This window comes from Dorea amylophila (assembly GCF_025567265.1).
In the GTDB taxonomy this organism is placed as follows: Bacteria; Bacillota; Clostridia; order Lachnospirales; family Lachnospiraceae; genus Dorea_A; species Dorea_A amylophila.
Genome location: NZ_JAOQJW010000021.1, coordinates 1 through 24,134, shown reverse-complemented (window position 1 = coordinate 24,134; position 24,134 = coordinate 1). Strand labels below are relative to the sequence as shown.

The 24,134-nt window shown below is 40.4% G+C and carries 30 protein-coding genes; 12 read left to right on the top strand and 18 right to left on the bottom strand.

Annotated elements, in window-relative coordinates; genetic code table 11:
- Positions 1-71: 71 nt before the first annotated feature.
- The 8 genes from mnmL (at position 72) to OCV72_RS12855 (ending at position 6,684) form a co-directional block, all read left to right on the top strand.
- Positions 72-1,022 carry a tRNA modification radical SAM protein MnmL/YtqA gene (gene mnmL, locus OCV72_RS12890; RefSeq protein ID WP_055284273.1) on the top strand — a complete coding sequence of 317 codons (951 nt, stop codon included), beginning with the start codon at positions 72-74 and terminating at the stop codon, positions 1,020-1,022.
- An 18-nt stretch (positions 1,023-1,040) separates the two neighbouring features.
- Complete coding sequence (locus tag OCV72_RS12885; RefSeq protein ID WP_055284233.1) at positions 1,041-2,417, top strand: biotin/lipoyl attachment domain-containing protein; 1,377 nt, start codon at positions 1,041-1,043, stop codon at positions 2,415-2,417.
- A 31-nt stretch (positions 2,418-2,448) separates the two neighbouring features.
- Positions 2,449-3,147, top strand: a complete 699-nt coding sequence (locus OCV72_RS12880) for a YggS family pyridoxal phosphate-dependent enzyme (protein WP_055284232.1) — start codon at positions 2,449-2,451, stop codon at positions 3,145-3,147.
- A gap of 25 nt (positions 3,148-3,172) precedes the next feature.
- Entirely contained in the window at positions 3,173-3,733 is a 561-nt protein-coding gene (locus OCV72_RS12875) for a cell division protein SepF (RefSeq protein WP_028085924.1), read from the top strand.
- A gap of 2 nt (positions 3,734-3,735) precedes the next feature.
- On the top strand, positions 3,736-4,491 hold the full coding sequence (locus OCV72_RS12870) for a YlmH family RNA-binding protein (RefSeq protein WP_055284231.1): 756 nt from the start codon (positions 3,736-3,738) through the stop codon (positions 4,489-4,491).
- Positions 4,492-4,550: 59 nt separating this feature from the next.
- Positions 4,551-5,063: a signal peptidase II gene (gene lspA / locus OCV72_RS12865; protein ID WP_055284230.1), complete on the top strand. Its 513-nt coding sequence runs from the start codon at positions 4,551-4,553 to the stop codon at positions 5,061-5,063.
- A complete protein-coding gene (locus tag OCV72_RS12860; RefSeq protein WP_055284229.1) occupies positions 5,038-5,958 on the top strand; it encodes an RluA family pseudouridine synthase in 921 nt (306 codons plus the stop codon). Before lspA ends, OCV72_RS12860 begins: the two co-directional genes overlap by 26 nt.
- Positions 5,959-6,039: 81 nt before the next feature.
- Positions 6,040-6,684 (top strand): cytidylate kinase-like family protein, encoded by a 645-nt coding sequence (locus OCV72_RS12855; protein WP_055284228.1) that lies wholly within the window; start codon positions 6,040-6,042, stop codon positions 6,682-6,684.
- Between the two features lie 93 nt (positions 6,685-6,777).
- On the opposite strand, the gene OCV72_RS12850 is transcribed toward OCV72_RS12855, so the two are convergent.
- Positions 6,778-7,878 carry a tyrosine-type recombinase/integrase gene (locus OCV72_RS12850; RefSeq protein ID WP_055284227.1) on the bottom strand — a complete coding sequence of 367 codons (1,101 nt, stop codon included), beginning with the start codon at positions 7,876-7,878 and terminating at the stop codon, positions 6,778-6,780.
- Positions 7,879-8,146: 268 nt separating this feature from the next.
- The gene (locus OCV72_RS12845; RefSeq protein WP_117597469.1) at positions 8,147-8,539 is read right to left on the bottom strand and encodes a LysM peptidoglycan-binding domain-containing protein; all 393 of its coding nucleotides are present in this window, start codon (positions 8,537-8,539) and stop codon (positions 8,147-8,149) included.
- Positions 8,540-8,754: 215 nt separating this feature from the next.
- Here OCV72_RS12845 and lexA point away from each other — a divergent pair, with 215 nt between their 5' ends.
- Positions 8,755-9,369, top strand: coding sequence for a transcriptional repressor LexA (lexA, locus tag OCV72_RS12840; RefSeq protein ID WP_055284226.1), 615 nt, complete (start codon positions 8,755-8,757; stop codon positions 9,367-9,369).
- Between the two features lie 137 nt (positions 9,370-9,506).
- On the opposite strand, the gene rsfS is transcribed toward lexA, so the two are convergent.
- The 16 genes from rsfS to OCV72_RS12760 all read right to left on the bottom strand — a co-directional run bounded on the left by rsfS (position 9,507) and on the right by OCV72_RS12760 (position 21,933).
- Positions 9,507-9,860: a ribosome silencing factor gene (gene rsfS / locus OCV72_RS12835; protein WP_028085917.1), complete on the bottom strand. Its 354-nt coding sequence runs from the start codon at positions 9,858-9,860 to the stop codon at positions 9,507-9,509.
- Between the two features lie 2 nt (positions 9,861-9,862).
- A complete protein-coding gene (gene yqeK / locus OCV72_RS12830) occupies positions 9,863-10,447 on the bottom strand; it encodes a bis(5'-nucleosyl)-tetraphosphatase (symmetrical) YqeK (protein WP_028085916.1) in 585 nt (194 codons plus the stop codon).
- A gap of 33 nt (positions 10,448-10,480) precedes the next feature.
- Positions 10,481-11,086 (bottom strand): nicotinate-nucleotide adenylyltransferase, encoded by a 606-nt coding sequence (gene nadD, locus OCV72_RS12825; protein WP_055284225.1) that lies wholly within the window; start codon positions 11,084-11,086, stop codon positions 10,481-10,483.
- Between the two features lie 18 nt (positions 11,087-11,104).
- Positions 11,105-11,398 (bottom strand): ribosome assembly RNA-binding protein YhbY, encoded by a 294-nt coding sequence (yhbY, locus tag OCV72_RS12820; protein ID WP_028085914.1) that lies wholly within the window; start codon positions 11,396-11,398, stop codon positions 11,105-11,107.
- 44 nt (positions 11,399-11,442) lie between these two features.
- Entirely contained in the window at positions 11,443-12,723 is a 1,281-nt protein-coding gene (gene obgE, locus OCV72_RS12815) for a GTPase ObgE (protein ID WP_055284224.1), read from the bottom strand.
- Positions 12,724-12,827: 104 nt separating this feature from the next.
- On the bottom strand, positions 12,828-13,109 hold the full coding sequence (rpmA, locus tag OCV72_RS12810) for a 50S ribosomal protein L27 (protein ID WP_006426549.1): 282 nt from the start codon (positions 13,107-13,109) through the stop codon (positions 12,828-12,830).
- 5 nt (positions 13,110-13,114) lie between these two features.
- Positions 13,115-13,444, bottom strand: a complete 330-nt coding sequence (locus OCV72_RS12805; RefSeq protein WP_028085912.1) for a ribosomal-processing cysteine protease Prp — start codon at positions 13,442-13,444, stop codon at positions 13,115-13,117.
- A 15-nt stretch (positions 13,445-13,459) separates the two neighbouring features.
- Entirely contained in the window at positions 13,460-13,768 is a 309-nt protein-coding gene (rplU, locus tag OCV72_RS12800) for a 50S ribosomal protein L21 (protein WP_028085911.1), read from the bottom strand.
- Between the two features lie 146 nt (positions 13,769-13,914).
- Positions 13,915-14,703 carry an amidohydrolase family protein gene (locus OCV72_RS12795; RefSeq protein ID WP_055284223.1) on the bottom strand — a complete coding sequence of 263 codons (789 nt, stop codon included), beginning with the start codon at positions 14,701-14,703 and terminating at the stop codon, positions 13,915-13,917.
- Between the two features lies 1 nt (position 14,704).
- Positions 14,705-15,118, bottom strand: coding sequence for a CBS domain-containing protein (locus OCV72_RS12790; RefSeq protein ID WP_055284222.1), 414 nt, complete (start codon positions 15,116-15,118; stop codon positions 14,705-14,707).
- Positions 15,119-15,143: 25 nt separating this feature from the next.
- Positions 15,144-16,475: an aspartate kinase gene (locus OCV72_RS12785; protein ID WP_055284221.1), complete on the bottom strand. Its 1,332-nt coding sequence runs from the start codon at positions 16,473-16,475 to the stop codon at positions 15,144-15,146.
- 216 nt (positions 16,476-16,691) lie between these two features.
- On the bottom strand, positions 16,692-17,174 hold the full coding sequence (gene ybaK / locus OCV72_RS12780) for a Cys-tRNA(Pro) deacylase (protein ID WP_055284220.1): 483 nt from the start codon (positions 17,172-17,174) through the stop codon (positions 16,692-16,694).
- 42 nt (positions 17,175-17,216) lie between these two features.
- A complete protein-coding gene (locus OCV72_RS12775; RefSeq protein WP_055284271.1) occupies positions 17,217-17,915 on the bottom strand; it encodes a TIGR03936 family radical SAM-associated protein in 699 nt (232 codons plus the stop codon).
- A gap of 19 nt (positions 17,916-17,934) precedes the next feature.
- Positions 17,935-19,800 (bottom strand): TIGR03960 family B12-binding radical SAM protein, encoded by a 1,866-nt coding sequence (locus OCV72_RS12770; RefSeq protein ID WP_055284219.1) that lies wholly within the window; start codon positions 19,798-19,800, stop codon positions 17,935-17,937.
- Between the two features lie 289 nt (positions 19,801-20,089).
- Complete coding sequence (locus OCV72_RS12765) at positions 20,090-21,250, bottom strand: HAMP domain-containing sensor histidine kinase (protein ID WP_055181802.1); 1,161 nt, start codon at positions 21,248-21,250, stop codon at positions 20,090-20,092.
- A complete protein-coding gene (locus OCV72_RS12760; RefSeq protein ID WP_055284218.1) occupies positions 21,250-21,933 on the bottom strand; it encodes a response regulator transcription factor in 684 nt (227 codons plus the stop codon). The genes OCV72_RS12765 and OCV72_RS12760 overlap by 1 nt, the downstream gene beginning before the upstream one ends.
- Positions 21,934-22,026: 93 nt before the next feature.
- Between OCV72_RS12760 and OCV72_RS16820 the strand changes: the two genes are divergently transcribed.
- Genes OCV72_RS16820 through OCV72_RS12745 form a run of 3 tightly spaced genes read left to right on the top strand, consistent with a single transcriptional unit; the run spans position 22,027 to position 24,020 of the window.
- Complete coding sequence (locus OCV72_RS16820) at positions 22,027-22,170, top strand: CD1871A family CXXC motif-containing protein (RefSeq protein WP_044919706.1); 144 nt, start codon at positions 22,027-22,029, stop codon at positions 22,168-22,170.
- On the top strand, positions 22,163-23,071 hold the full coding sequence (locus tag OCV72_RS12750) for a 4Fe-4S binding protein (protein WP_055284217.1): 909 nt from the start codon (positions 22,163-22,165) through the stop codon (positions 23,069-23,071). Before OCV72_RS16820 ends, OCV72_RS12750 begins: the two co-directional genes overlap by 8 nt.
- Positions 23,072-23,111: 40 nt before the next feature.
- Positions 23,112-24,020, top strand: a complete 909-nt coding sequence (locus OCV72_RS12745) for a TlpA disulfide reductase family protein (protein ID WP_055284216.1) — start codon at positions 23,112-23,114, stop codon at positions 24,018-24,020.
- The last annotated feature ends 114 nt before the right edge of the window (positions 24,021-24,134 follow it).

Here is a 24,134-nt window from a genome sequence, read left to right as displayed (position 1 = left end):
CCTCCTTTTATCGAATGATAATAGTATTGCCGGAAAAAGTGGGATTATACATTGCGGAAAGGATTTTTATCATGGATAAAAGTGAAAAATATTATCCATATTCACAATATCTCAAAGAAAGATATGGAGAAAAAGTATATAAACTTCCGGTAAACCTCCCGGTCAGCTGTCCAAATAGAATTAACGGAAACGGCTGTTCGTTCTGTGCAGAAAAGGGAACCGGATTTGAAGCAATGGACTCTGCCGTATCTGTCACAGAACAGCTTCTTAGGACTCGCGACTACATTGAAAAACGTTATCATGCGCATAAGTTTATTGCGTATTTTCAGAACTTTACGAATACATTTTTACCGCTTGAAATATTCCGTTCATATATCGAGGAAGCATCCCGCGTTCCTGATATTGTTGAAATTGCCGTCTCTACACGTCCGGATTGTATACGGGATGACTACCTGGATGTATTACATACAGTCCGGGAAAAAACCGGAATCCAGATTACGGTCGAACTCGGACTTCAAACAGTGAATTATCATACCTTAAAACAAATATCAAGAGGTCATTCTCTTGCGGAATTTATCGATGCGGTCCTGCATATCAACAAATATTCTTTCGATATCTGTACCCATGTAATCCTGAATCTTCCGGGAGATGATCTGGATGACAGCATTGAAACGGCAAAAATATTATCTGCACTTCCGGTACAGATCGTAAAGGCACATTCTCTTTATATTGCTAAGAATACAAAGTTGTGCGAAGCGTATGAAAATGGTACAATATCTCTATGTAAAAAAGAAGAGTACCTGAACCGCCTCATCCTGTTTCTGGAATATCTGAGACCGGATATTGCAATTGAGCGCCTGTTCAGCCGTATTCCGGAAAAGGATGCTGTATTCTGTAACTGGGACACCAGCTGGTGGAAGTTAAGAGATGAACTATTTGAAATCATGACAGAAAGGCAAAGTTATCAGGGAAAGGCATTTCACTATTTAAATGGATCAGCGTTACGTATGTTAAAGCAATAAAGATAGGAGGCCGGAAATTTGGCTGGAAACACGCAATCATCAAATATAAAAGTATATCAGAAGAAAAAACATTTAAATATTGGGATCATCATTTTTGGTGTTATATTTATTTATCTTGTTGTAACTGTATTAATGTATCTGACAGAAAAACATATTTCTGTTTATGAGGTTCGGGAAGGATCCATTCTCAAAGACAATTCCTATACCGGTCTTGCCATCCGTAATGAAACAGTAATCCGCTCCGAAGACAATGGATACGTTAATTACTTTGTTTCAGCCGGTAGTAAAGTCGGTGCTAAAACACAGATTTATTCTCTTTCTGACCACAAGTTACAGTTTGAATCAAAATCAGGAAAAAGTCAGAAATTAACCTCCGTTGAGCAGAACAATATACGTCAGAAGACCCAGACTTTCTGCGAAAATTATTCTGATGAAAGTTTCGGAGATGTATATACATTAAAAAGTAATATCTCAAGTGTGCTGGATGGAAAATCAAATCAGAACCGTCAGACTCAGCTTGCTGCTCTGACCGATACAGATACCGACGGACTTCATGTGTTTTCTGCGGATTCTGACGGTATCATATGTTATTATGTGGACGGATTCGAAAAAACTACTGCGGATGATGTAACCCCTGATATGTTAAGCAAAGAAGGCTATCGTAAAAAAGAGCAGAAGAACAATACCCGGATTAAATCCGGCACCCCGGTATACAAATTAATCAAAGATGATGACTGGACTTTGGTTATTCCTTTAACCAAAGAGTGTGCAAAAGAGTTGAAAGATTCTTCTAGTGTCCATGTACGTTTTCCAAAAGATAATGAAACTATGACCGCTGCATTTTCCATGAAAAAAGTAAAAGGGTCTTATCTCGGATATCTTGCATTTGATTCTTCGATGGTACGCTATGCCCAGGATCGTTTTGTTGACGTAGAACTGATACTCGAAGATCAGTCCGGACTTAAAATACCGAAATCAGCGATTACAAAGAAGGACTTCTATGTAATTCCGGAAGATTATCTTACCCAGGGCGGAAATAGTAACAGTACCGGTGTATTGATCGATACCGGGAAAGAGAATGCAGAATTTCAGGCTGTTGATATCTATTACCGCGATACACAGACCGGTTCTGTCTATGTTGATCCGGATGATTTTGAAAAAAATACAACCTTAAAAAAAGCAGGCTCTTCAGATACTTATCAATTATCAGAAACAAAGCAATTAAAGGGAGTTTATAATATCAACCGGGGGTATGCGGTATTCCGTCAGGTACAGATTTTATGCGAAAGCGATGATTACTATATTGTACAAAGTGGAAATGATTATGGTCTGTCCAATTATGACCACATTGCACTGACAGGAAAAGACGTACATGAGGGTGATGTCATTTCTTAATTTGATATTAAGAGAAAAGGAGCTAGAAATTATGTTAAAAGAAAATCTTGCAAAAGTAGAAGAAAATATCCAGGCTGCATGCGACCGCGCCGGCCGTAAGAGAGAAGAGGTTACGTTGATCGCAGTAAGCAAAACAAAACCTGTAGAGATGCTGCAGGAAGCATATGATCTGGGTGTTCGTATCAATGGAGAGAACAAAGCACAGGAACTCGCTTCCAAATATGAAGTTCTGCCAAAAGATATCCACTGGCATATGATCGGTCATATGCAGCGTAATAAGGTCAAATATATTATTGATAAAGTAGATCTTATTCATTCTGTGGATTCTGTCCGATTAGCTGAAACAATTGATAAAGAAGCAGAAAAACATAACGTTACAGCCAATATACTGATCGAAGTGAATGTTGCGAAAGAAGAAAGTAAGTTCGGACTTATGCCGGAAGAAGTTCCTGCATTCGTAGAGCAGATATCAAAATTTTCACATATCCGTGTAAAAGGTCTTATGACAATTGCTCCATTTGTAGAAAATCCTGAGGATAATCGCTCTGTTTTTGCCAATTTACGCAAATTATCTGTTGACATCGCAAAGAAAAACATTGATAATATTACTATGAGTATTCTTTCTATGGGTATGACAAATGACTATCAGGTAGCCATAGAAGAAGGAGCTACCATGGTCCGTGTTGGTACCGGAATCTTCGGAGCACGAGACTATACTCATCAAGTATAAACGGAAGATAGGAGATTTATTAAAAATGGGAGTATTAGATAAGTTCTTAAGTATCATGAAGTTAGACGACGGAGACGATGAATACGATGATGATGAATTCTTCGACGATGACGAATATGATGATGATTATGAAGAAAAGCCCAAGAGAAGCCTCTTTCATAAAAGCACAAAAGACAATGATAAAGATTTTGATGAGAATGACGAGGAGGAATATACAGCACCTGTAAAGCAGAAATCTTCATTCTCTAATAATAAAGTAACACCTATGCGTCAGCCTGCAAGAAGAAGCAGTGTAAATATGGAAGTATGTGTAATTAAACCAACTTCTGTTGAAGATTCCAGAGAGATCACAGAGACTCTGTTAAGCGGACGCACAGTGATCCTTAATCTGGAGGGACTGGATCTTGAGATTGCACAGCGTATTATTGATTTTACTTCAGGTGCTACATTTGCAATCAGTGGTAACCTGCAGAAGATTTCGAATTACATATTCCTGGTAACACCTACAAATGTAGATATTTCGGGAGATCTTCAGGATCTGTTGAACACTTCTTTGGATTCTTCATCTATGAGGACAAGATTTTAATTATGAACAAAGAAGAAAGTATGTTACAGAAACGTCTGGTTGAACTTTCCAGACTTGCATATAACAGAGGAATTGTTGTATTTTCTGACTTTCTTAATTTGAATGAATTGAATATTCTTCATACGACACCGAAAGACATGTTCTTATCCCAGTATAAGACGTATGGTGGATATGACTTATCAGAGCGTCAGATGGCTGTATTTCTACCTGATGCTCTTTATTATGAGTATGAATATCCGATTCAGACAATAGAAGTCAGCCCGCTGAATAAGAAGTTTTCCGAAGATCTTACTCACCGCGATTATCTTGGTGCACTGATGAATCTTGGTATTGAACGTTGTAAGATCGGAGATATTATTGCAGAAGATCATAAAGCGCTGATATTTGTCAAAGAAGAAATGGCAGAATATGTCACCGATAATCTGACTCAGATCAGACATACTCATGTAAAAGCAACGATCGGTACCGGTGTTCAGGTTGATTATGAACCGAGATACGAAGAATTAAAAGGAACCGTATCATCCGTCCGTCTCGATAGTGTTCTCGCTTTGGCATATCCTCTTTCCAGAAGTAAGATCACGTCTCAGATTGAAGCCGGAAAAGTGTTTGTGAATGGAAAACTGATTACCAGTAACGGATACCGGTTAAAAGAGAATGATATAATTTCCGTTCGTAAAATGGGTCGTATTGCCTATAATGGGATCCTGTCTGAGACAAAAAAAGGACGTTATATGATTTCTGTACGCAAATATATATAGTTTTTGTACTATGAATTCAAAAAAGTCATAGATTCATAGTATGATCGGCAAGGAGTATCATGAATACAAATACAAAACGTATCACACATTATATCACAGCACTGATCAGTGTTGTTGTACTGGTATGCATAGACCAGTTTACAAAATATCTTGTTGTCGGACACTTAAAAGACCGGCCGGCTTATGTGCTGATCAGAAATATATTCCAATTAGAATATCTCGAAAACAGAGGAGCTGCATTCGGTATACTGCAAAACCAGAGAGTTTTCTTTTACATCAGTGCACTCCTGATTACCGCAGCTGTGATCTGGTTCTACAGCAAAGTACCTATGGAAAAAAAATATCTGCCGCTTCGTATCTGTGCGGTATTGATCGTTGGCGGAGCTTTCGGTAACTGTATTGACCGTATCCGCCTGAATTATGTAGTCGATTTCTTTTATTTCAAACTGATCGACTTTCCGATTTTTAATGTTGCAGATATCTATGTTACCGTTGCAGCATTCCTGTTAGTTATATTAATACTCGTTTACTATAAGGAGGAAGACCTTGAAAGAATTTTCCATCGATCTTAATGCCGAAGGCCAGCGGATTGACCTCTATCTTTCCGAACAGTTCGAAGACAGATCAAGATCTTATATTCAGAAAATCATCAAAGATGGATATGTAAAAGTAAACCAGAAGCCTGTAAAATCCAATTACAGGCTTTCTTTTGATGACAGGGTAGAAGTTACCCTTCCAGAAGCAAAAGAGCCTGATATCGTGCCTGAGAACATTCCACTGGATATCTTATATGAGGATCAGGATATTATTATGATCAATAAACCGAAACAGATGGTTGTTCACCCTGCTCCAGGACATTACAGCGGAACACTGGTCAATGCACTGATGTATCACTGCGGAAATGAACTGTCCGGTATCAACGGCTGTATGCGTCCCGGAATTGTTCACCGCATTGATATGGACACCACGGGTTCACTGGTCATCTGCAAGAACGATAAAGCTCATCAGAGCCTTTCCGAACAATTAAAGGTACACTCTATCCGTCGTATCTATGTTGCAATCGTACATGGTAATATCAAAGAAGATTCCGGTACGGTTAATGCACCGGTCGGACGTCATCCGACAGACCGCAAGAAAATGAGTACTCACTGTAAAAACGGACGGGAGGCCATTACCCACTACAAAGTTCTGGAACGTTTCGGAGATTATACCTATATCCAATGTGAGCTTGAAACCGGACGAACCCATCAGATCCGTGTCCATATGGCGAGCATCGGTCATCCTCTGGTCGGTGACGAAGTTTATGGGCCGAAAAAGTGTCCTTTTAAAGGATTGCAGGGACAGACTTTACATGCACGCACTCTTGGTATCATACACCCATCTACCGGGGAATACCTGGAAGTCAACGCACCCCTTCCGGAATATTTTATCGAACTATTAGACAGACTAAGGAATATTTGCAGGTAAATTATGTGAAAATTCTATACATTTCTCCGAGTTTGCTGTATAATATGTTTATATTAATTTATGTATAGGAGCGTGGTATATATGGCAAAGACAAATACAATCATTACGATCGGCCGTGAATATGGTAGTGCCGGACGCCAGATCGGATATAAAGTTGCTGAAGATCTCGGAATCAAATTATACGACAGAGAAATGTTGGAACGCGCAGCAAAGGAAAGTGGTATCTGCGAAGAACTTTTTGAAACACACGATGAAAAACCTACGAACAGTTTTCTGTATTCTCTGGTTATGGATTCCTACTCATTCGGATATCCTTCATCCAGTTATACAGACATGCCGATCAATCATAAAATTTTTCTCGCACAATTTGATACCATCCGCAAGATCGCATCGGAAGGTCCTTGTATTCTTGTTGGACGTTGTGCCGACTATGCACTGGAAGAATTTAATAATGTCTTAAGTGTATTCATTCATGCCGACATGGACGCAAGAGTCCGCAGAATCGCACGGATCTATGATCTGACAGATGCAAAAGCCAAAGATCTGATTAAAAAGACTGATAAGAGACGTTCCAGCTATTATAACTATTACAGCAATAAAAAATGGGGTGCTGCCGAAAGCTATAATATCTGCCTTGACAGTTCTCTTCTTGGAATTGACGGGACAGCAAAGGCAATCGAACAGTTAGTAGCATTAAAAGAAACTGTTACAGACAGAAAATTGTAAATCAAAAATCTCTGACGTATAAATATAAATTGTATATTTTATGTCAGAGATTTTTTGCATGTTACGGCATGAAAATGTTCGATTCTGTATATCTTACAATTCCCGCAATTTAACTGCTGAAGCTGCTTTACGGCGGCGGTTGTCATCTATTGCGGCATAGTGCTTTTTCGTCGTATTTACATCTTTATGTCCCAGAACATCCGCCACAAGATAAATATCACCGGTCTCTTTATATAATGATGTGCCATAGGTACTGCGAAGTTTGTGCGGTGTGATCTTCTTATTCGGCGTTACCTGTCTGGCATACTTTTTCACCATATTTTCAACTGCCTGGACACCCATACGCTTTCTCTGTGTCGATAAGAACAATGCCTGTTCATGGCCGGAGAGGGGAGTAGCTGCCTCGCGGTCACCCGTTATATAATTTTCAAGTGCTCCGGCAACTTCATCGCCAAAATACACAACCATCTGATTGCCACCTTTTCTGGTAACCGTAATTCCATTGTTCTTAAAATCTACATCCTTGAGATCCAGTCCGACACATTCGGACACACGGATACCGGTTCCTAATAACAGCGTAAGAATAGCAATATCACGGTCCCGCGTTTTCTTATAGTAATTCAGTGCCTGTCCGGTCAGGTGATCGCCTGCAGATTCCACAAAATCCAACAACAAAGCAACTTCATCGGTATCTAGACGTATAATTGCTTTATCATGTAGTTTTGGCATATCTACCAGAAGTGTCGGATTCTTCTGTATGATCTGATGTTTGAAATAATATCCGTAAAAACTTCTAAGAGCAGACATTTTACGTGCCAGCCCTTTTTCCCCATTGGTGATCAATTCACCGTCCTCATCGCGTTTATATACTTTCAGGTATTCCAGATATTCCTCAATATCTACAGGTTCAAGGTTCTCCAGATCCCGGGGCATAAAACGGTCCATCGTATAATTCTTATACACAGGATTATTTTCCATAAGGAAATGGAAAAACACACGGATATCGTAAGCGTAGTTAATGCGGGTACGTGCAGATGATTTTGGTTCCATAGCACGGAAATAGTCCTTCGCAAAAGGCGGCAAAGTCTTTAAGACTTCACGAAGGCGTAACGTCTGATTAATCTGACTCTGTTCATGATAATTATGCGGTTTGTTTGATGCCGTGTTTGTTAGGTTGGTAGATGAATCAATCATGTAATAGAAAACCTCCTGAATAGAAATGATGGAATAAAAGTATCAATAAAATAATAAAAATTCCTCATAAAACAATATAATTATAGCAGAATTCGTTATTTCCGTCTATATCTTTTGGAAAAATCGGTATTTGTCGTATAGATATGTACCAATAACAAAATGGCAATGAACTACTATTTTTCATTCATTGCCGTGGGTGAGTATAATATATATAAGCCTTTCAGCATATATATCGGAATGATTCTGTTTTAAAGAATGATTTAAAAAATCATCTGTAATCGTAATATGGAACGGTCAGATACTGACTGTCCTGAATCTGATCGGATGAAAGCTTATTGATCTTTTTTACTTCTGTAATATAAGCATTGAAAGATTCATAATCTTCAGTTATATATTCCTCTGCAATATTCCAAAGAGTATCTCCTGAATGAATCTGAATACTTTTATAGTACTTGCATCTTACCGGATCATCCTTGACGTTATCGTGTGCACTCACAAGACCGCTCCCATAAAATGCACTGAGTCCAAGAATCATAAACAAAGAAAAAATACCAACAAATAGCTTCTTTACATGTACACTTCTTTTTCTTCGGCTGCTTGCCCTGTTGTAACCGGTATAATTACTTCCTCTGCTTTCTCTATAGATTCTCTTTGTATCCATCTCGTACCCCTCCATCTATTCTTCAAAACAGTTTTGTGCGAACATTTGTTCTCTACGTCATCTATTATACAAGTCGAACAAATGTTTGTCAATAGATTCCGCCATATATTTCGAACATATTTTCTAAACATCTGTTTGCGTTTTCCGATATCCTGTGTTATCATTAAATATATAATAATTAACGAATTTACAATCCATCTTAAGGAGGACATAATATGGCGCAGGGGAAAATAACTGCAAAGCAGGAAGAAATATTAGAATATATCAAATCCCAGATACTGGAGCGTGGCTTCCCGCCATCAGTCAGAGATATCTGTGAAGCAGTTCATCTGAAATCTACTTCTTCTGTTCACTCTCATCTGGAAACTCTTGAGAAGAATGGATATATCAGAAGGGATCCAACCAAACCACGTGCGATTGAGATCCTGGATGACTCTTTTAATTTTAACCGCCGCGAAATGGTAAATGTGCCTGTCATCGGACATGTTGCTGCAGGAGAACCACTTCTCGCAGAACAGAACATAGAGAACTACTTCCCTATCCCGATGGAATATATGCCTAACAAACAGACTTTTATGCTCAAAGTACATGGCGAAAGTATGATCAATGCTGGTATTCTTGATGGAGATTTTGTACTGGTCGAACAGTCTGCTGTTGCCGATAACGGAGATATTGTAGTCGCATTGCTTGAAGACAGTGCCACTGTCAAAAGATTTTACAAAGAAGAAGGTATCTTCCGTTTACAACCGGAAAATGATGCGTTGGAACCAATTATCGTCCGTGATCTTCAGATTATGGGAAAAGTGATCGGAGTTTTCCGTTTCTTCTAAACGATATTTTTCAGAAAAAAACCCCAGGCAATATATCAAAAAACGGATTTCTGTTTTACATGATATATTTGCCTGGGGTCTTTAACAAAAGTTCATTCTACATACTAAATACTAACAAACTTTTATTTTATGATACTTTATAATTCATTTACATCATCAATTCTCTTTCCATCATTCCAGATACGCTCCAGATTATAGAACTGACGGTTTTCTCTGTCAAAAATGTGTACGATCACATCACCGAAGTCGATCAACACCCACGCTCCGCTTCTGTGTCCTTCTGTCTCTTTTGCAGCATATCCTGCTTTATGCATCTTTTCTTCTACATTCTCAACAAGTGCACGTACCTGACTGTCACTGTTACCATTTGCAATTACAAAATAATCTGCAAGAACAGATACCGATGAAATATCAATCGCACATACATTTTCACCCTTTTTATCTTCTAACGCTTCAAATGCGATTTTTGCCATTTCCTTTGCCTGATCCATACTTAATCCTCCTTTCCCATTTCTTTTTTATAATAATCATACGTTTTTTGTGTCATAGGATCCACCGCAATCTTCCTGCTGTTCAGGTATACCAGTGAATCTTTTAAAATCCGGTACAGACATTCATCAATATTCTGAAAAGCAAGCCGTCTTACGTCCGCCATATTCGGCAGTTCTCTTCTGCCCGGCTCGATATAATCCGCAATGTATATGATTTTTTCCAGCATCGTCATAGCCGGACACCCTGTTGTATGGCTTTCAATCGCATGAATAATCTCTTTATCTGTCACACCATATTTTTCATGAGCCAGACAGGCACCCAGTTTTGCATGCAGCAGACTTGGGTTCTCTCTTTCTATGTCTGATACTGTAAAGCCGTATTTCCCGCACAGATGCAGTTTCTTATCATTCGGGATACATTTTGCGCAGTCATGCAGCAAACCGGCATACAGGGCTTTCAGCACGTCCACATCATAACGCATAGCCATCGAAGCGGCCGTATACATCACACCCAGAGTATGCTGGTAGCGGTTATCGTCCAGTTCTTTCTTTAGCACATGCTGTATTTTTATGATTCTTTCATCCATTACCGTATTCCTTCTTTTGTTTTTTCTCTGATACTATCGATATAAATGATGCTGCTTTATATAACTGCATACAGCAGCCGGCATATATTCCGAGACGGAATCCCCGGACTGAAGACTGGCACGCAGTTCATGAGATGAGACAGGCATAAGAGGCGTCTCCAGCAGACGTATCTTTGCATGATATTTTTCAGACAAATATTGTATCTGTCTGTTCATCTCCTCTTTTGTCTTCACCTCATTACGATAGGTAGCAAGAATTGTGCATGTCGGAAAGATTCGTTCCGGATGTACCCACGTCTCGATTGCCATAAGAGAGTCCGCACCAATGATAAAATAGAATTCATCGTCCGGATATATTTTGCTAAAATGTTCCATCGTCTGGTAAGAACAGGATACTTCCGCTCTCAATGCCTCGTATGGCTGCAGAACAAACTCTGGAAACGGTGCAATCGCAAGACTGGTCATCTTCATCCGGTCTTCTGCAGTGGATTTTATTGTCTCGCTCTTTTTATGCGGAGGGTTCCCGTTCGGCATAAACCAGATCTGATCCAGGGAAAATGCTTCATATGCAGCATGTCCCAGCATCAGATGCCCGTTATGGACCGGATCAAAGGTTCCTCCCATAATCCCTATCTTCATTTGAATCTCCTACCTGTATTATTTTGGCAGCTCTATCTTCTTGTGTTTGTCTTTGCCTTCTTTATATAATACGATCTTCTTACCGATTACCTGTACGACCTGTGAATGTGTACGTTCTGCGATCACTTCTGCAAGTGCACGCGGATCATCTGCGCAGTTCTTAAGTACACTGACTTTGATCAGTTCTCTTGCGTCCAGTGCCTCCTGGATAGCTTTGGTAACTTCCGGTGTCATGCTGTTCTTTCCAATCTGGAAGATTGGATCTAAATTCATAGCAAGACCTTTTAAATAAGCTCTCTGTTTTGTTGTCATCTTTAATCTCCTCTTTATACCATCAACGGACCGCATCTGAACTATTATTTGTAATAGTCAAACTGCAGGCCATACATTCGTACTGTATCTCCCTCCTGGATACCAGCTTCTTCAAGCTGCTCCAGAATTCCTGAATCCTTGAGGAATTTCTGGAAAAATGCAAATCCTCTCTCGGAATCCAGATTTGTATATCCCAGCATCTTTTCGATCTTCGGCCCTTCTACCACGTACATATCGTCTTCTTTTTCGACTGTATACGGAAGATCGTTCATAGGAATCTCTTCCTCAGGGAAATATTCCTGTTCAAATACAATTGTCTCCTGATCCAGATGCTGTAATTCGTTCGATACATAATAAAGTAATTCCTTAATTCCCTGTCCGGTTACTCCGGAAATCGGAAATACCTTTACTCCCTGTGGTTCGAATTCGTCTTTCAGACGCTGTACCGGATCATCCTCTGTAAAGATCGCATCAATCTTATTCGCTGCGATCACCTGTGGACGGTTCGCAATGTCAGCATTATATGCCTTTAATTCGTTGTTGATCTTATAGATATCATCTACCGGATCCCGTCCTTCTGTTCCAGCCGCATCTACTACATGGATCATCAGTTTGGTGCGTTCGATATGACGCAGGAACTGATGTCCAAGTCCGACACCCTCTGATGCTCCTTCGATCAGTCCTGGAATATCTGCGATTACAAATCCATTCGCATCCGGAAGATCTACAACACCAAGACTTGGATTCAGTGTTGTAAAATGATAATTGGCAATCTTCGGCTGTGCGTTAGTTACGCGTGATAAGAACGTAGACTTTCCGACATTCGGAAATCCCACAAGCCCTACATCAGCGATCACTTTTAATTCCAGATCAACATACAATTCTTTTGCAGGCTGTCCCGGCTGTGCATACTTTGGAACCTGCATGGTTGCAGTTGCAAAATGCTGGTTTCCAAGACCACCTTTGCCACCTTTTAAGATGATCTGTCTGCGGTTGTCTCCGGACATATCTGCGATGACTTTACCGGATTCTGATTCTTTAATAACCGTTCCCTCCGGAACTTTCAGGACAATATCTTCACCGTCCGCACCATGGCATCTGCGCTTACCGCCCTGTTCACCGTCTCTTGCTGTAAATTTTCTCTTGTGCCTGTAGTCCTGAAGCGTATTCAGTCCTTCGTCGACTTCAAATATAACGTCACCGCCACATCCGCCGTCACCGCCATCCGGACCTCCATTCGCTACATACTTCTCGCGCCGGAAACTCACATGACCGTCTCCGCCTTTTCCTGCTCTAATAAATATCCTTGCTCTGTCTGCAAACATACTGTATTCCTTTCATCTATAATAAATAAACGGAAGTCAAAAAAAGCGCGCTGCATCATAACCGAAAGAAGTTAATCATTGCAACGCACTTTTTCAACTCATAATTAAGCTACTGGATAGATAGAAACCTGTTTCTTATCTTTTCCTTTTCTTTCAAATCTTACAACGCCATCAACGAGTGCGAATAATGTATCGTCACCGCCGCGTCCTACATTGATTCCCGGGTGAATCTTTGTTCCGCGCTGTCTGTAAAGAATGTTACCAGCTTTTACAAACTGTCCGTCAGCTCTTTTAGCACCAAGTCTTTTAGACTCAGAATCTCTACCGTTCTTTGTAGAACCTACACCTTTTTTATGAGCGAAAAACTGAAGGTTTAATTTCATCATGGTTGTTACACCTCCTCGAATGTTAAATCAATATATTCTGCATAGTTGTCATCATCTACCATCTGTTCCAGGCCAAGAATCATTGCATTCAGCAAAAGCCTTGCATCTTTTGAAGGATGATTCAGATGATAAGAAATCATTCCCGTCTCATCTTCCGAAATCAGACTTGCGTCATCTTCCGTAAATTCTTCAATTGCATTTATTGTGTTGATTACCAGAATAGAAGCAGCGGCACATACAATATCCTGTCCCGGATTTGCATATTCGGCATGTCCTTCCGTCTGAAAACCTACACACTCTTTATACTTGTTCTGAAAGATCGTTACATGAATCATGGATGCTCTCCAATATTAAGCGTTGATTTTTTCAATCTTAACTGCAGTATACTGCTGTCTGTGACCGTTTTTCTTGTGGTATCCAGATTTTCTCTTGTACTTGTAAACGATAACTTTTCTAGCTTTACCGTTTTCAACTACAGAAGCTTCAACTGTTGCACCTGCAACTGTCGGATTACCAACTTTTAATCCGTTGTCACTTACTGCAAGAACCTGGTCAAATGTAAAAGTCTCTCCAGCCTCTACACCAAGTTTCTCTACTTTAATGATATCGCCTTCGGCTACTTTGTACTGTTTACCACCTGTTGCTATAATTGCGTACATATGGCACCTCCTATTATCATTACTCGCCAGTTACGGTGTCTGACTGATGATTCCGGCAGAACTTCAACCTCACTGTGCGGCATACTAGAAGATAATAGCATATGTTTTCCGAAAATGCAAGCATTATCAGAAATATTTTTTATCTTTTATATTCCAAGCAGTTTTTTTGCATTTCCTGAAAAGACTGCCATCTTCTCTTCCTCTGTCAACGGCATCTGATCGAATAATGTCACAAATTTCTTCTGATCGGCCCATGGAGAATCCGTTCCGAACAGGATCCTGTCTGCGCCATGCATATGTACCATCCGCAAGAACTGTTTCTCCGGCATTCTATCCAGAATGACACCCGTATCAAAATATACATTCTGCCCCACCAGATATTTTTCCACCTCATCCCACATTTCGTTTCCACCCATATGGGCAAGTACCAGTTTTTCCGGCTTTACATCATCCAGAAGCTTTCTTGCCATCTTTGGCGTACAATGTACATCTTTTGGACATTTCGGATCCGCTCCGGCATGGACTACCGTGATAAGTCCAAGTTCCGATGCTGTATCGACAATATGTTCATAGCGGATATCATCAAAATACATATCCTGATAATCCGGATGAAGTTTGATTCCCTTCAATCCCAGATTTTTGATCTCTTTTAATATTTCTTTATAATTTTCACATTCCGGATGGATTCCCCCGAATGAAATAACTGCCCCTTCTGTAAAAGCAGACGCAAAACGGTTAATAGATTCTACCTGCGATACTTTCGTCACCGCCGGAAGTGAAACAGAAACATCAACTCCCGCTTTCTTCATAGAATCACAAAGTCCGGTATGTGTTCCGTCTGCAAACGGACTTGCTCCAAAAATGTCAGAAAGATAGTCGAGCGTCCGCCCGGCTATCTTATCTGGAAATATGTGCGTATGAAAATCAATGATCATTTTACTCTCCACATTCTTTTAATCTGTCATAACAGTAACCTATAATATCTCTTCTGGTGATAATTCCGATGAAATGTCCCTGATCATCGATCACTGGAACAAAATTCTGTTCCATTGCGCGTCCGATCAGATCTTCCATATTCGATTCTGCTGTCACGCACTGATAATCCACACGTCTTTTAATCTTCATGATACTGATTGATTCTGCCTCTTTAATATTAAATAAATCCAGCTCCTTCAGTGACCATAAAAGATCTCCCTCTGTGATAGAACCGACATATTTCCCCTCTTTATTTAATATCGGTACACAGGAATACTTGTGATATTCCATAATCTCCAAAGCCTGTCGCAAAGTGTGATAATCATAAATGTAAGCAAGATCACTTTTCGGCTTCAGAAAAAACATAATATTCATAGCTAATGAAAGCCTCCCCAATTTATTAAACTATTGTATTTACAAAAATATCATAAACCGCATTGATAGCAGCATCAAAATCATGACTTCTGACACCAATGATGATATTCAGCTCACTGGAACCCTGATCGATCATCTTGACATTGACATTTGCATGTGCGAGTGCTGCAAATATACGTCCGGAAGTTCCCCTGGTCGCACGCATACCTCTTCCAACAACAGCGATCAGTGCCAGATCTGACTCCAGTTCCAGAAAGTCAGGCTCTACGGCTCTGTGGATTCCCGCAATGACATCCTGTTCTTTTTCTTCAAATTCATCTCTGTGAACGAAGATCGTCATAGTATCGATTCCTGACGGCATGTGTTCAATAGAAATATGATTATTTTCAAAAACTTCTAATACCTTGCGGCAGAATCCGACTTCTGAGTTCATCATTGCTTTTTCGATTGTGATAGAAGCGAAATCCTTCTTACCGGCAATACCTGTGATCGTAAAACGAGGTTTTCTGCATGTGTCTTCTACGATCAGCGTTCCCTTATCTTCTGGTGCATTTGTATTACGGATATTGATTGGTATTCCCTCTTTACGTACAGGGAAGATCGCATCCTCATGAAGTACGGTTGCTCCCATATAAGACAACTCGCGCAGTTCTCTGTATGTGATCACATCGATCGGCTTTGGATTCTTGATGATTCTAGGATCAGCAATCAGGAAACCAGATACATCGGTCCAGTTCTCATACATGTCTGCATGCACAGCCTTTGCAACGATCGATCCTGTAATATCAGATCCGCCACGGGAAAATGTCTGGATACTTCCGTCAGGTTTTGCCCCGTAGAATCCCGGAATGACTGCACGTTCCGTATTCTCCAGTCTTGCAGACAGGATCTCATGCGTCTTATCTCCGTCAAAATTACCATTCTCATCAAATACGATCACTTCTGCAGCATCGATAAATTCATATCCAAGATATGCCGCCATAATGATACCATTCAGATATTCTCCACGGGAAGCCGCATAATCTCTTCCGATTTTCTTGCTGAAGTTTGTACGGATTGTCTTAAATTCCTCATCCAGACTCAGTTCCAGATCCAATCCGCTGATAATGCTGTTATATCTCTCTTTGATTGCTTCTAACTGCTCTTCAAAGTCTTTTTCCGCATCTTCCCCAAGGATTGCCTGTCCATAACAACTGTATAACATATCCGTTACTTTTGTATCATCCGGCGTACGTTTACCAGGTGCAGACGGAATGACATATCTTCTGGATTCCTCTTTTCTGATAATGTTACCTACTTTTTTAAACTGCTCGGCACTTGCAAGCGAACTACCACCAAATTTTACAACTTTTTTCACTTTTCGTATTCCTCCAACCAAGTATTTTCTGAAATGCATTCATATTCTTTCGCTATAAAAACGTAACTGTATTTATCTTACATCATTTTTGCGCGCACTTCAATGCAATAATGTGTTAATATGTGCGGGAATAACGATTGATTTTTAGAACTACTGCATAAATATACATGCTTTTCAGGTACTCTCTGATTCTCCCCACAGCATCACTGCATGCGGTTATGGGCGGATCACATTTGCAAATTCTGCTTTTGCAACCTTCTGAAGATCCTGTGGTGCAAGCCGAATCTGCATTCCAAGTTTCCCGCCGCTGACATGCATATATTCCAGTTCCTTTGCATCTTCCTGAATCACGGTAGGGAACTGCTTCTTCATGCCGATCGCCGTGCAGCCCCCGCGGACATATCCGGTCACTTTCGTCAGATCCTTTAAATGCAGCATCTCCAGTGATTTCTCACCAACAACTTTTGCCGCTTTCTTAAAATCAATCTCGGCTTCGATCGGAATCACGAATACATAATGGTTCCCTGTTTTTCCTGTTGTTACCAGCGTCTTATAGACCAGCTTGTGGTCATATCCAAGTTTGTCTGCGGTCTGGATACCGTCTGTAAAATCATCGCATTCATATTCTTCATAACTATATGAAACTTTTACGCGGTCCAGCATACGCATGGCATTTGTCTTTACTTCCTTTTTACTCATGTTTAATCACTCCTGTCAGATTGATGGAAGTCCGTTATATCTTTATAAAATATCTTTCCCAAGTCCATCCAGAGAAATGAACTCTGTCTTTCCTTCTTCTGCGTCCGGATTCTTTGCATACACATCAATTCTATGAATATGCACCGGTGTTTCTTCCGGATCTTCTCCTGCAAATTTCAAGAACGCTTCTGCCACCAGATCCGGCTTCAGATTCTGCTCACTTCCGGTTGCAAGATACAGATAGATGCCATCGTCCAGTGCAGCCATCTTGTAGATCATCGGTTTGATATCAACTTCTTTTTCACTTCGCTTGGTCTTTTTCAACACCACGATCTCCGGCTGCGCCATGAATGACTCCACCTTTCCTTTCCAGCTTTCCGGGAGCACGCGGATCTCTTCTGCATGCCTGAACGTCTCAGGAAATGTTACTTTATAATCTGCGGCAGCAACGATCGTCATACCACTGGCTTTCTTATCCGATGAAATCTCACGGAAGCTTATGACTTCTATTCCTTCCACCATCACTGCATTCAACTGCGCAACCGCGTTTTCGGAAGAAATCGGTTTCGTGATCTCGATATCAAAATATTCCCCGTCACTTGTCACACCGACTCCGAGCGGCTGTGCGAATGACATGATCATATGCGGGCTGTATCCAGTTGTAAATGCAATCGGAATCTCTGCCCTGCGGATCGCCTTCTGGAAATAACGCATCACATCCAGGTGTCCGATGAAACGCATGACTCCATATTTGCGGAATTTAATTCTTACTTTCAATACAGACACCTCCTTTCCATTTTGCGACACCGCAGCCGGAACATTTCATACGGCAGTTCGGTGTTACTTCTGCATTCATTGCATGATTCCACTCTTGTTTCAGGAATTCTTTTGTTACGCCGATATCGATGAAATCCCATGGGAACACCTCATCTAAAGGCCTTTCCCTGAGATTATAGAATGCGATATCAATGCCCGTATTTTCAAATGCCTGCATCCATTTGTCATTATCAAACTGATCGCTCCAGGAGTCATACAGACATCCTAGACGGTAAGCTTCTTTGATGACTTCAGAAGTTTTTCTATCACCTCTTGCAAATACACCTTCCAGAACAGTAACTTCCGCATCGTGCCAGTGATACTTCAGGCTCTTTCGGTTAAGCTGTTCATTAAATGCATGCTTTACGATCGCTGCTCTGGAAATGTATTCTTCATTCGTATACATTCTTGCCCACTGGAATGGTGTGAACGGCTTTGGAATGAAGAATGATGTACTCGTTGTAATCTGACATTTTCCATTCCGCTGCTCTTTCGGGATCTCATAGTAACGTCTGGCGATCTGATCTGCAAGTTCCGGGATTGCCCGCATGTCCTCTTCGGTTTCAGTCGGAAGTCCCAGCATAAAGTAAAGTTTTACCTTATTCCAGCCACCGTCAAACGCCTGTCCGGCTCCCCCAATGATGTCCTCTACCGTAAGGCCTTTGTTGATCACATTACGCATTCTCTGCGATCCGGCTTCCGGTGCAAATGTCAGGCTGCTCTTTCGGATATCCTGTACCTGTCCCATCACATCCAGTGAAAATGCATCTATACGGAGGGACGGAAGACTGATATTGATTCCCTGTGATTTGAACTCATCGATCAGGAAAGTTACCAGTTCTCTTAAATGGCTGTAATCACTGGAGCTTAATGAACTGAGGGAAATCTCCTCGTGTCCGGTACTCTTTAACATCTTATATGCATAATCTTTTAAGACTTCTACATCCTTTTCACGTGTCGGACGGTATAACATTCCGGCCTGGCAGAAACGGCATCCGCGGATACAGCCTCTCTGAATCTCAAGAACAACTCTATCCTGTGTTGCCTTGATAAACGGTACGACCGGTTTCTCCGGATACGTTGCACTGGTCATGTCCATAACCACCTGCTTTTTGATCTTTTCTTTTGCATGTGGATTGTTCGGACGGAAACTCTCGATCGTTCCGTCTTCCTTATATGTCACATCATAGAACGCAGGCACATAGATTCCTTCGATTTCTGCTGCCATCTCCAGAAATTCTTTTCTCGTCCCGCCACGTTTCTTGTTCTCTTTGTAGACATTTAGCAGTTCATCATAGACTGTCTCACCTTCCCCCATGTAAAAAAGGTCAAAGAACTCCGCCAGCGGTTCCGGATTATACGTACAAGGTCCCCCACCGATCACAATTGGATCATCCCAGGTTCGGTCTGCTGCCTGCATCGGAATCCCACTTAAGTCCAACACCTGTAAAATGTTGGTGTAACACATCTCATACTGGATCGTGATTCCAAGAAAATCGAAATCCTTAATCGGATCCTGCGACTCCAGTGCGAACAACGGAATCTTCTGTTCTCTCATAATCTGATCCAGATCGGTCCACGGCGAATAGACACGTTCACACCACACATCATCCCGGCGGTTGAACATGTCATAAAGGATCTGTATTCCCAGATGCGACATTCCTATTTCGTAGACATCCGGGAAGCACATGGCAAATCTAATAGACACCTTTTCAGGGTCTTTCATGACCGAGTTCACTTCATTCCCGATATAACGTGCCGGTTTCTCTATTTTTAGTAATATTTCATCATTTAACGCAAGCTTTCTCATTAAATCTCCTTGTATTTTTGTACATGTTGCACAATAATTTTCTTATTGTTTTTTTCGTAAATCTTTAATTATTTTCTTTTTTTTGGGCTTTTTTTCTGCCTGTTTTTTTACTGTTTTTCGTTGCATTTTGGGATCAAAATCGTAAATTACTACAAAACCTGTAAAACACTAAATGCTGACTAACGTTTATCAACGTTCAGTAATGTTTACCAATATATAATAATATATGGTAATCAGTTAGGAGTCAATCCTATTTACAAGCATCTTTTTTTGTTCTTTTTTTGAATAACTATTCCTTTGATTTCTGGTCAAAAATCACCTCAAAGATTGTTCCACCTGCAGGGTTTGACTTAATGCTGATACTGCCATCGTGTACTCTCACGATCTCATGAACCAGAGCAAGTCCAAGTCCTACACCACCAAGCTCTCGGCTTCTGGATTTATCCACGCGAAAGAATGGTTCAAATACACGTTCCCTGAGTTCTTTCGGAATTCCGCTTCCGGTATCCTCTACTGACAGGTAAATATGTTTTTGGTTTTTGTATGCATTTACTGTAACCTGTCCATCTGAATGATTGTATTTTATAGCATTCTCAACAAGATTGTATACCAGCCTATAAATAAGGATATCACTTCCAATCATCGTTATATTCTTATATTTTCCAATAAGTTTTATATTCTTTTCCTGTGCAAGAGGTTCCAAATCTTCCAATACCTCGTCAACGAGATCATTAAGGATAATTTTTTCATCCCGTCCTACAGTCTGAAGCTCACTCATGTCAAGAAGTGTTTTTACCATCTTGCCAAGCCTGTCATTTTGTTCCGTCAACATCTTTATCATCTGTACGGTGTCTGCATCACTGCCCGGATGCTGAGTGGAATGATACAAGTCAAGCTGTACCTGCATTAACGATAATGGAGTTCGAAGCTCATGTGCTGCACTCGCAGTAAATTGTCTCTGTATCTCAAATGCATCCGAGAGGCGTTCAAGCATCTTGTTATACGAAACACTAAGCTGATTCAGTTCTTTAATCTTACATTCTTCTATTCCTGAATCTGCCAGGTTTTGAGCCTGTACTTCTTCAATTTTATCAGAAAACTCACGAATTGGTTTAAGCGCATGTCCACTTATAAAATATGCGGCCACTCCACCAAGGAGAGCCAATAAAGCCGAAACTATCAGACTGTTTCTTTTGTAGTCTTCTTTATTATTGTACACTTGAACAGAAAAATCATTTGAGAACTCATCCCACTTATCCTCTGGTATGCTGATGTATATTTCTTCCGAACCACCTCCGCTGTCATCTCCCTGAGCGTCAACAGCCTTTTGCAGGGAATCCATATAATACACACCATTTTTATAGACAAACATTGTCAGGCACCCACATATAATCGCAATACACAATGTAGTTATACAAGTAAGTCTCCACTGCAGTGACATTTTTTTCATCAATCAGACTCCTCTCGTATTTTATATCCTTCTCCCACCTTATTCATAATTGCATCATATCCAAGCACTGCCTTAAGCTTTCTCCTTAGCGAAGACATATGCACCCGGATGGCTCCACTGAAGCTATCCACAGATGCATCCCAGACATGCTCCATCAATTCCTCCTGACTTACCGGTCTTCCCAGGTTAAGAAGCAAATATTCCAAAATTCCTTTTTCTTTTCTTGTCAGGGAAATCTTTGTTTTCTTTGCATATGCCTCACGTTTTATCGTGTCGAACATGATATCGCCGCTTTCCAGACATACATCCTTTTGTACAAATTTCCTTCTTGTCAGACTTCTGATACGAGCCTCAAGTTCCTGTAGATGAAACGGCTTTTCCATATAATCATTCGCACCAGCATCCAACCCTTCGACTTTATCTGCAATCTGCCCTCTTGCCGATAATATAAGAACCTTTGTCTCCTCATTGCTCTGCCTGAGTTCTTTTAGGATTTCCATCCCATCCATGCCGGGCAGATTCAGATCCAGAACAATCAAATCATAATTTTCTGTCAGGATGTATTCCAATGCCTCTTCCCCATCATAACAGGTATCCACCTCGTACCCGGCATCATACAGACTTTTCGCAACCGCATCACATATTTGTTTTTCATCTTCAACTATTAATAATCTCAAAATCATTCCACCCGCTTCTTAACGAAAATTTCACACTAACTATTGTATAATACCGAAGTCAGCTGGTCAACAAATACAACCAACGAAAGGAGTAACAAAATCTTGAAGTGCAAAAAAATATTTCAATTTGTAATATTCATCACAGGTACAGCCATGATTGGCTATGGTGTGATCCGAGGTGAAGCTGCTGCCGTCTTTGGCAAAGCAATAAAATTATGTCTGGAGTGTGTTGGAATTGGATAAAAAAACGAAATTACTATCAAAAAAAGTTGCCAGAATACGGGGATGGATACAGGCAATTGCCACATTACTTACCAATATCCATATTCCCAATTTACTTAAAGGCAAAATATATCAGGGCAAGATTAAAACAGTATGTGTGCCAGGATTAAACTGCTATTCCTGTCCTGCTGCAACAGGCGCCTGCCCCATTGGAGCTTTTCAGGCGGTTATCGGATCCTCCCGATTTAAATTTTCATATTACATAACCGGGTTTTTCATTCTACTCGGTATGACACTCGGAAGATTTATCTGTGGTTTTTTATGTCCGTTTGGCTGGTTTCAGGATTTACTTCATAAAATCCCCGGAAAAAAATTTTCCACAGCCCGGCTGAAGCCGCTAAGATACCTAAAATATATGATCCTCATTGTTTTCGTTATCCTTCTGCCAATGTTTGTAACGAACTCTGTAGGAATGGGGGATCCGTTCTTCTGTAAATACATTTGCCCACAAGGTGTTTTGGAAGGAGCCATACCATTGTCACTTGGAAATACCGCTATAAGGTCTGCACTTGGAACACTTTTTTCTTTTAAATGCCTTATTTTGATTACAGTTGTTGTGTTGAGTATTTTGTTTTACAGACCCTTCTGTAAATGGATCTGTCCTCTTGGAGCGATCTATTCATTATTTAATAAGATCAGCTTTCTCAATATTAAGGTTGAAGGCAGCAAATGTGTCGGATGCAATCAATGTTCAAAGGCATGTAAAATGGATATTGATGTGTGCAAGACTCCAAATCATCCAGAATGTATACGATGCGGGGCTTGCATCAAGGCTTGTCCAAAAGATGCGATCCAATATCAGTTTCTGGGAAAAACATGCCCCCAAAAAGAACAGCAGCAATCAACCATAACCAACCGGTAACTATTAATTTTATTACTATTATTTTAAGGAGCAATTATTTATGAAAACAAAAAGAACATTTCTCTCTATTTTAACACTTTGCATAGCATTATTATTTACAGCATGTAGCGGAAAAGAAGCTGCAAGCACAGAAAAATCGCAGGATACAAAAACTGAATCCAGTTCCGTATCTACGGACGATTCCAACTCTAAACTAGACAATTTATATCAGCAGGAGAATCAGATCTTCGCAGATCACGAAGATGTATGGAACAAAGCATTTGGCATGATGAGCAAAAGTGCTGCAGATCAAAATGGAAACTATGCGGATTATCTGGCTGACACTGTTGAATCAAACAAAGACTCTTTTACAGATGACGAGCTGAAAACACTTACCGCTGATATTGAAACTATCCGAAAAATCGAGGAACAGATCGCTGAGATTGAAAAGAAAAATACAGGATCTGATAACACCAATCAGAAAAACAGTTCCAACGACGCATCTCCTTTCAAGAATTTTTCTGGTCAGGATTATGATGGGAATTCTGTTGATGAAAGCCTGTTTTCCAAAAATGCAGTAACTGTCATCAATTTCTGGTTCACCGGATGCAAGCCTTGTGTTGCCGAGTTATCTAAACTTAACGAATTAAACGATGCAATCAAATCAATGGGCGGTGAAGTCGTAGGCATCAATACAGAAACCTTCGATGGAAATAAAACTGCCATAAAAGAAGCAAAGACTCTTCTCAAGAGCCAGGGTGCTAAATATCGCAATCTTTCCATTGACTCTTCTTCAGATGCAGGGAAATACGCATCCGATATCATGGCATTTCCTACAACAATACTGGTCGATAGAAATGGTAATATTGTAGGTGATCCGATGCTCGGCGGGATTGATAATCAAGACAATTATGATACTCTGATGAAACAGATTCAGTCTGTCATCGATGCTGATAGCACAAAAAAATAAAAATATGCAAAAGGCTCCCTGTGTATTCTGATATGCTACCCTCATATAGGACAATGAAATATAAAAGTCCTATATGGGGGTATTTTCATGTTCAGAAAGAGTAAGATAGAACCA

What these genes read in the sequence shown, in the direction of transcription:
- mnmL (WP_055284273.1), top strand. Translation starts at nt 72, where the DNA reads ATGGATAAAAGTGAAAAATATTATCCATATTCACAATATCTCAAAGAA.
- OCV72_RS12880 (WP_055284232.1), top strand. Translation starts at nt 2,449, where the DNA reads ATGTTAAAAGAAAATCTTGCAAAAGTAGAAGAAAATATCCAGGCTGCA.
- OCV72_RS12875 (WP_028085924.1), top strand. Translation starts at nt 3,173, where the DNA reads ATGGGAGTATTAGATAAGTTCTTAAGTATCATGAAGTTAGACGACGGA.
- OCV72_RS12870 (WP_055284231.1), top strand. Translation starts at nt 3,736, where the DNA reads ATGAACAAAGAAGAAAGTATGTTACAGAAACGTCTGGTTGAACTTTCC.
- lspA (WP_055284230.1), top strand. Translation starts at nt 4,551, where the DNA reads ATGAATACAAATACAAAACGTATCACACATTATATCACAGCACTGATC.
- OCV72_RS12855 (WP_055284228.1), top strand. Translation starts at nt 6,040, where the DNA reads ATGGCAAAGACAAATACAATCATTACGATCGGCCGTGAATATGGTAGT.
- OCV72_RS12850 (WP_055284227.1), bottom strand. Translation starts at nt 7,878, where the DNA reads ATGATTGATTCATCTACCAACCTAACAAACACGGCATCAAACAAACCG.
- OCV72_RS12845 (WP_117597469.1), bottom strand. Translation starts at nt 8,539, where the DNA reads ATGGATACAAAGAGAATCTATAGAGAAAGCAGAGGAAGTAATTATACC.
- lexA (WP_055284226.1), top strand. Translation starts at nt 8,755, where the DNA reads ATGGCGCAGGGGAAAATAACTGCAAAGCAGGAAGAAATATTAGAATAT.
- rsfS (WP_028085917.1), bottom strand. Translation starts at nt 9,860, where the DNA reads ATGGATCAGGCAAAGGAAATGGCAAAAATCGCATTTGAAGCGTTAGAA.
- yqeK (WP_028085916.1), bottom strand. Translation starts at nt 10,447, where the DNA reads ATGGATGAAAGAATCATAAAAATACAGCATGTGCTAAAGAAAGAACTG.
- nadD (WP_055284225.1), bottom strand. Translation starts at nt 11,086, where the DNA reads ATGAAGATAGGGATTATGGGAGGAACCTTTGATCCGGTCCATAACGGG.
- yhbY (WP_028085914.1), bottom strand. Translation starts at nt 11,398, where the DNA reads ATGACAACAAAACAGAGAGCTTATTTAAAAGGTCTTGCTATGAATTTA.
- obgE (WP_055284224.1), bottom strand. Translation starts at nt 12,723, where the DNA reads ATGTTTGCAGACAGAGCAAGGATATTTATTAGAGCAGGAAAAGGCGGA.
- rpmA (WP_006426549.1), bottom strand. Translation starts at nt 13,109, where the DNA reads ATGATGAAATTAAACCTTCAGTTTTTCGCTCATAAAAAAGGTGTAGGT.
- OCV72_RS12805 (WP_028085912.1), bottom strand. Translation starts at nt 13,444, where the DNA reads ATGATTCATGTAACGATCTTTCAGAACAAGTATAAAGAGTGTGTAGGT.
- rplU (WP_028085911.1), bottom strand. Translation starts at nt 13,768, where the DNA reads ATGTACGCAATTATAGCAACAGGTGGTAAACAGTACAAAGTAGCCGAA.
- OCV72_RS12795 (WP_055284223.1), bottom strand. Translation starts at nt 14,703, where the DNA reads ATGATCATTGATTTTCATACGCACATATTTCCAGATAAGATAGCCGGG.
- OCV72_RS12790 (WP_055284222.1), bottom strand. Translation starts at nt 15,118, where the DNA reads ATGAATATTATGTTTTTTCTGAAGCCGAAAAGTGATCTTGCTTACATT.
- ybaK (WP_055284220.1), bottom strand. Translation starts at nt 17,174, where the DNA reads ATGAGTAAAAAGGAAGTAAAGACAAATGCCATGCGTATGCTGGACCGC.
- OCV72_RS12775 (WP_055284271.1), bottom strand. Translation starts at nt 17,915, where the DNA reads ATGCGTTTCATCGGACACCTGGATGTGATGCGTTATTTCCAGAAGGCG.
- OCV72_RS12770 (WP_055284219.1), bottom strand. Translation starts at nt 19,800, where the DNA reads ATGAGAAAGCTTGCGTTAAATGATGAAATATTACTAAAAATAGAGAAA.
- OCV72_RS12765 (WP_055181802.1), bottom strand. Translation starts at nt 21,250, where the DNA reads ATGAAAAAAATGTCACTGCAGTGGAGACTTACTTGTATAACTACATTG.
- OCV72_RS12760 (WP_055284218.1), bottom strand. Translation starts at nt 21,933, where the DNA reads ATGATTTTGAGATTATTAATAGTTGAAGATGAAAAACAAATATGTGAT.
- OCV72_RS12745 (WP_055284216.1), top strand. Translation starts at nt 23,112, where the DNA reads ATGAAAACAAAAAGAACATTTCTCTCTATTTTAACACTTTGCATAGCA.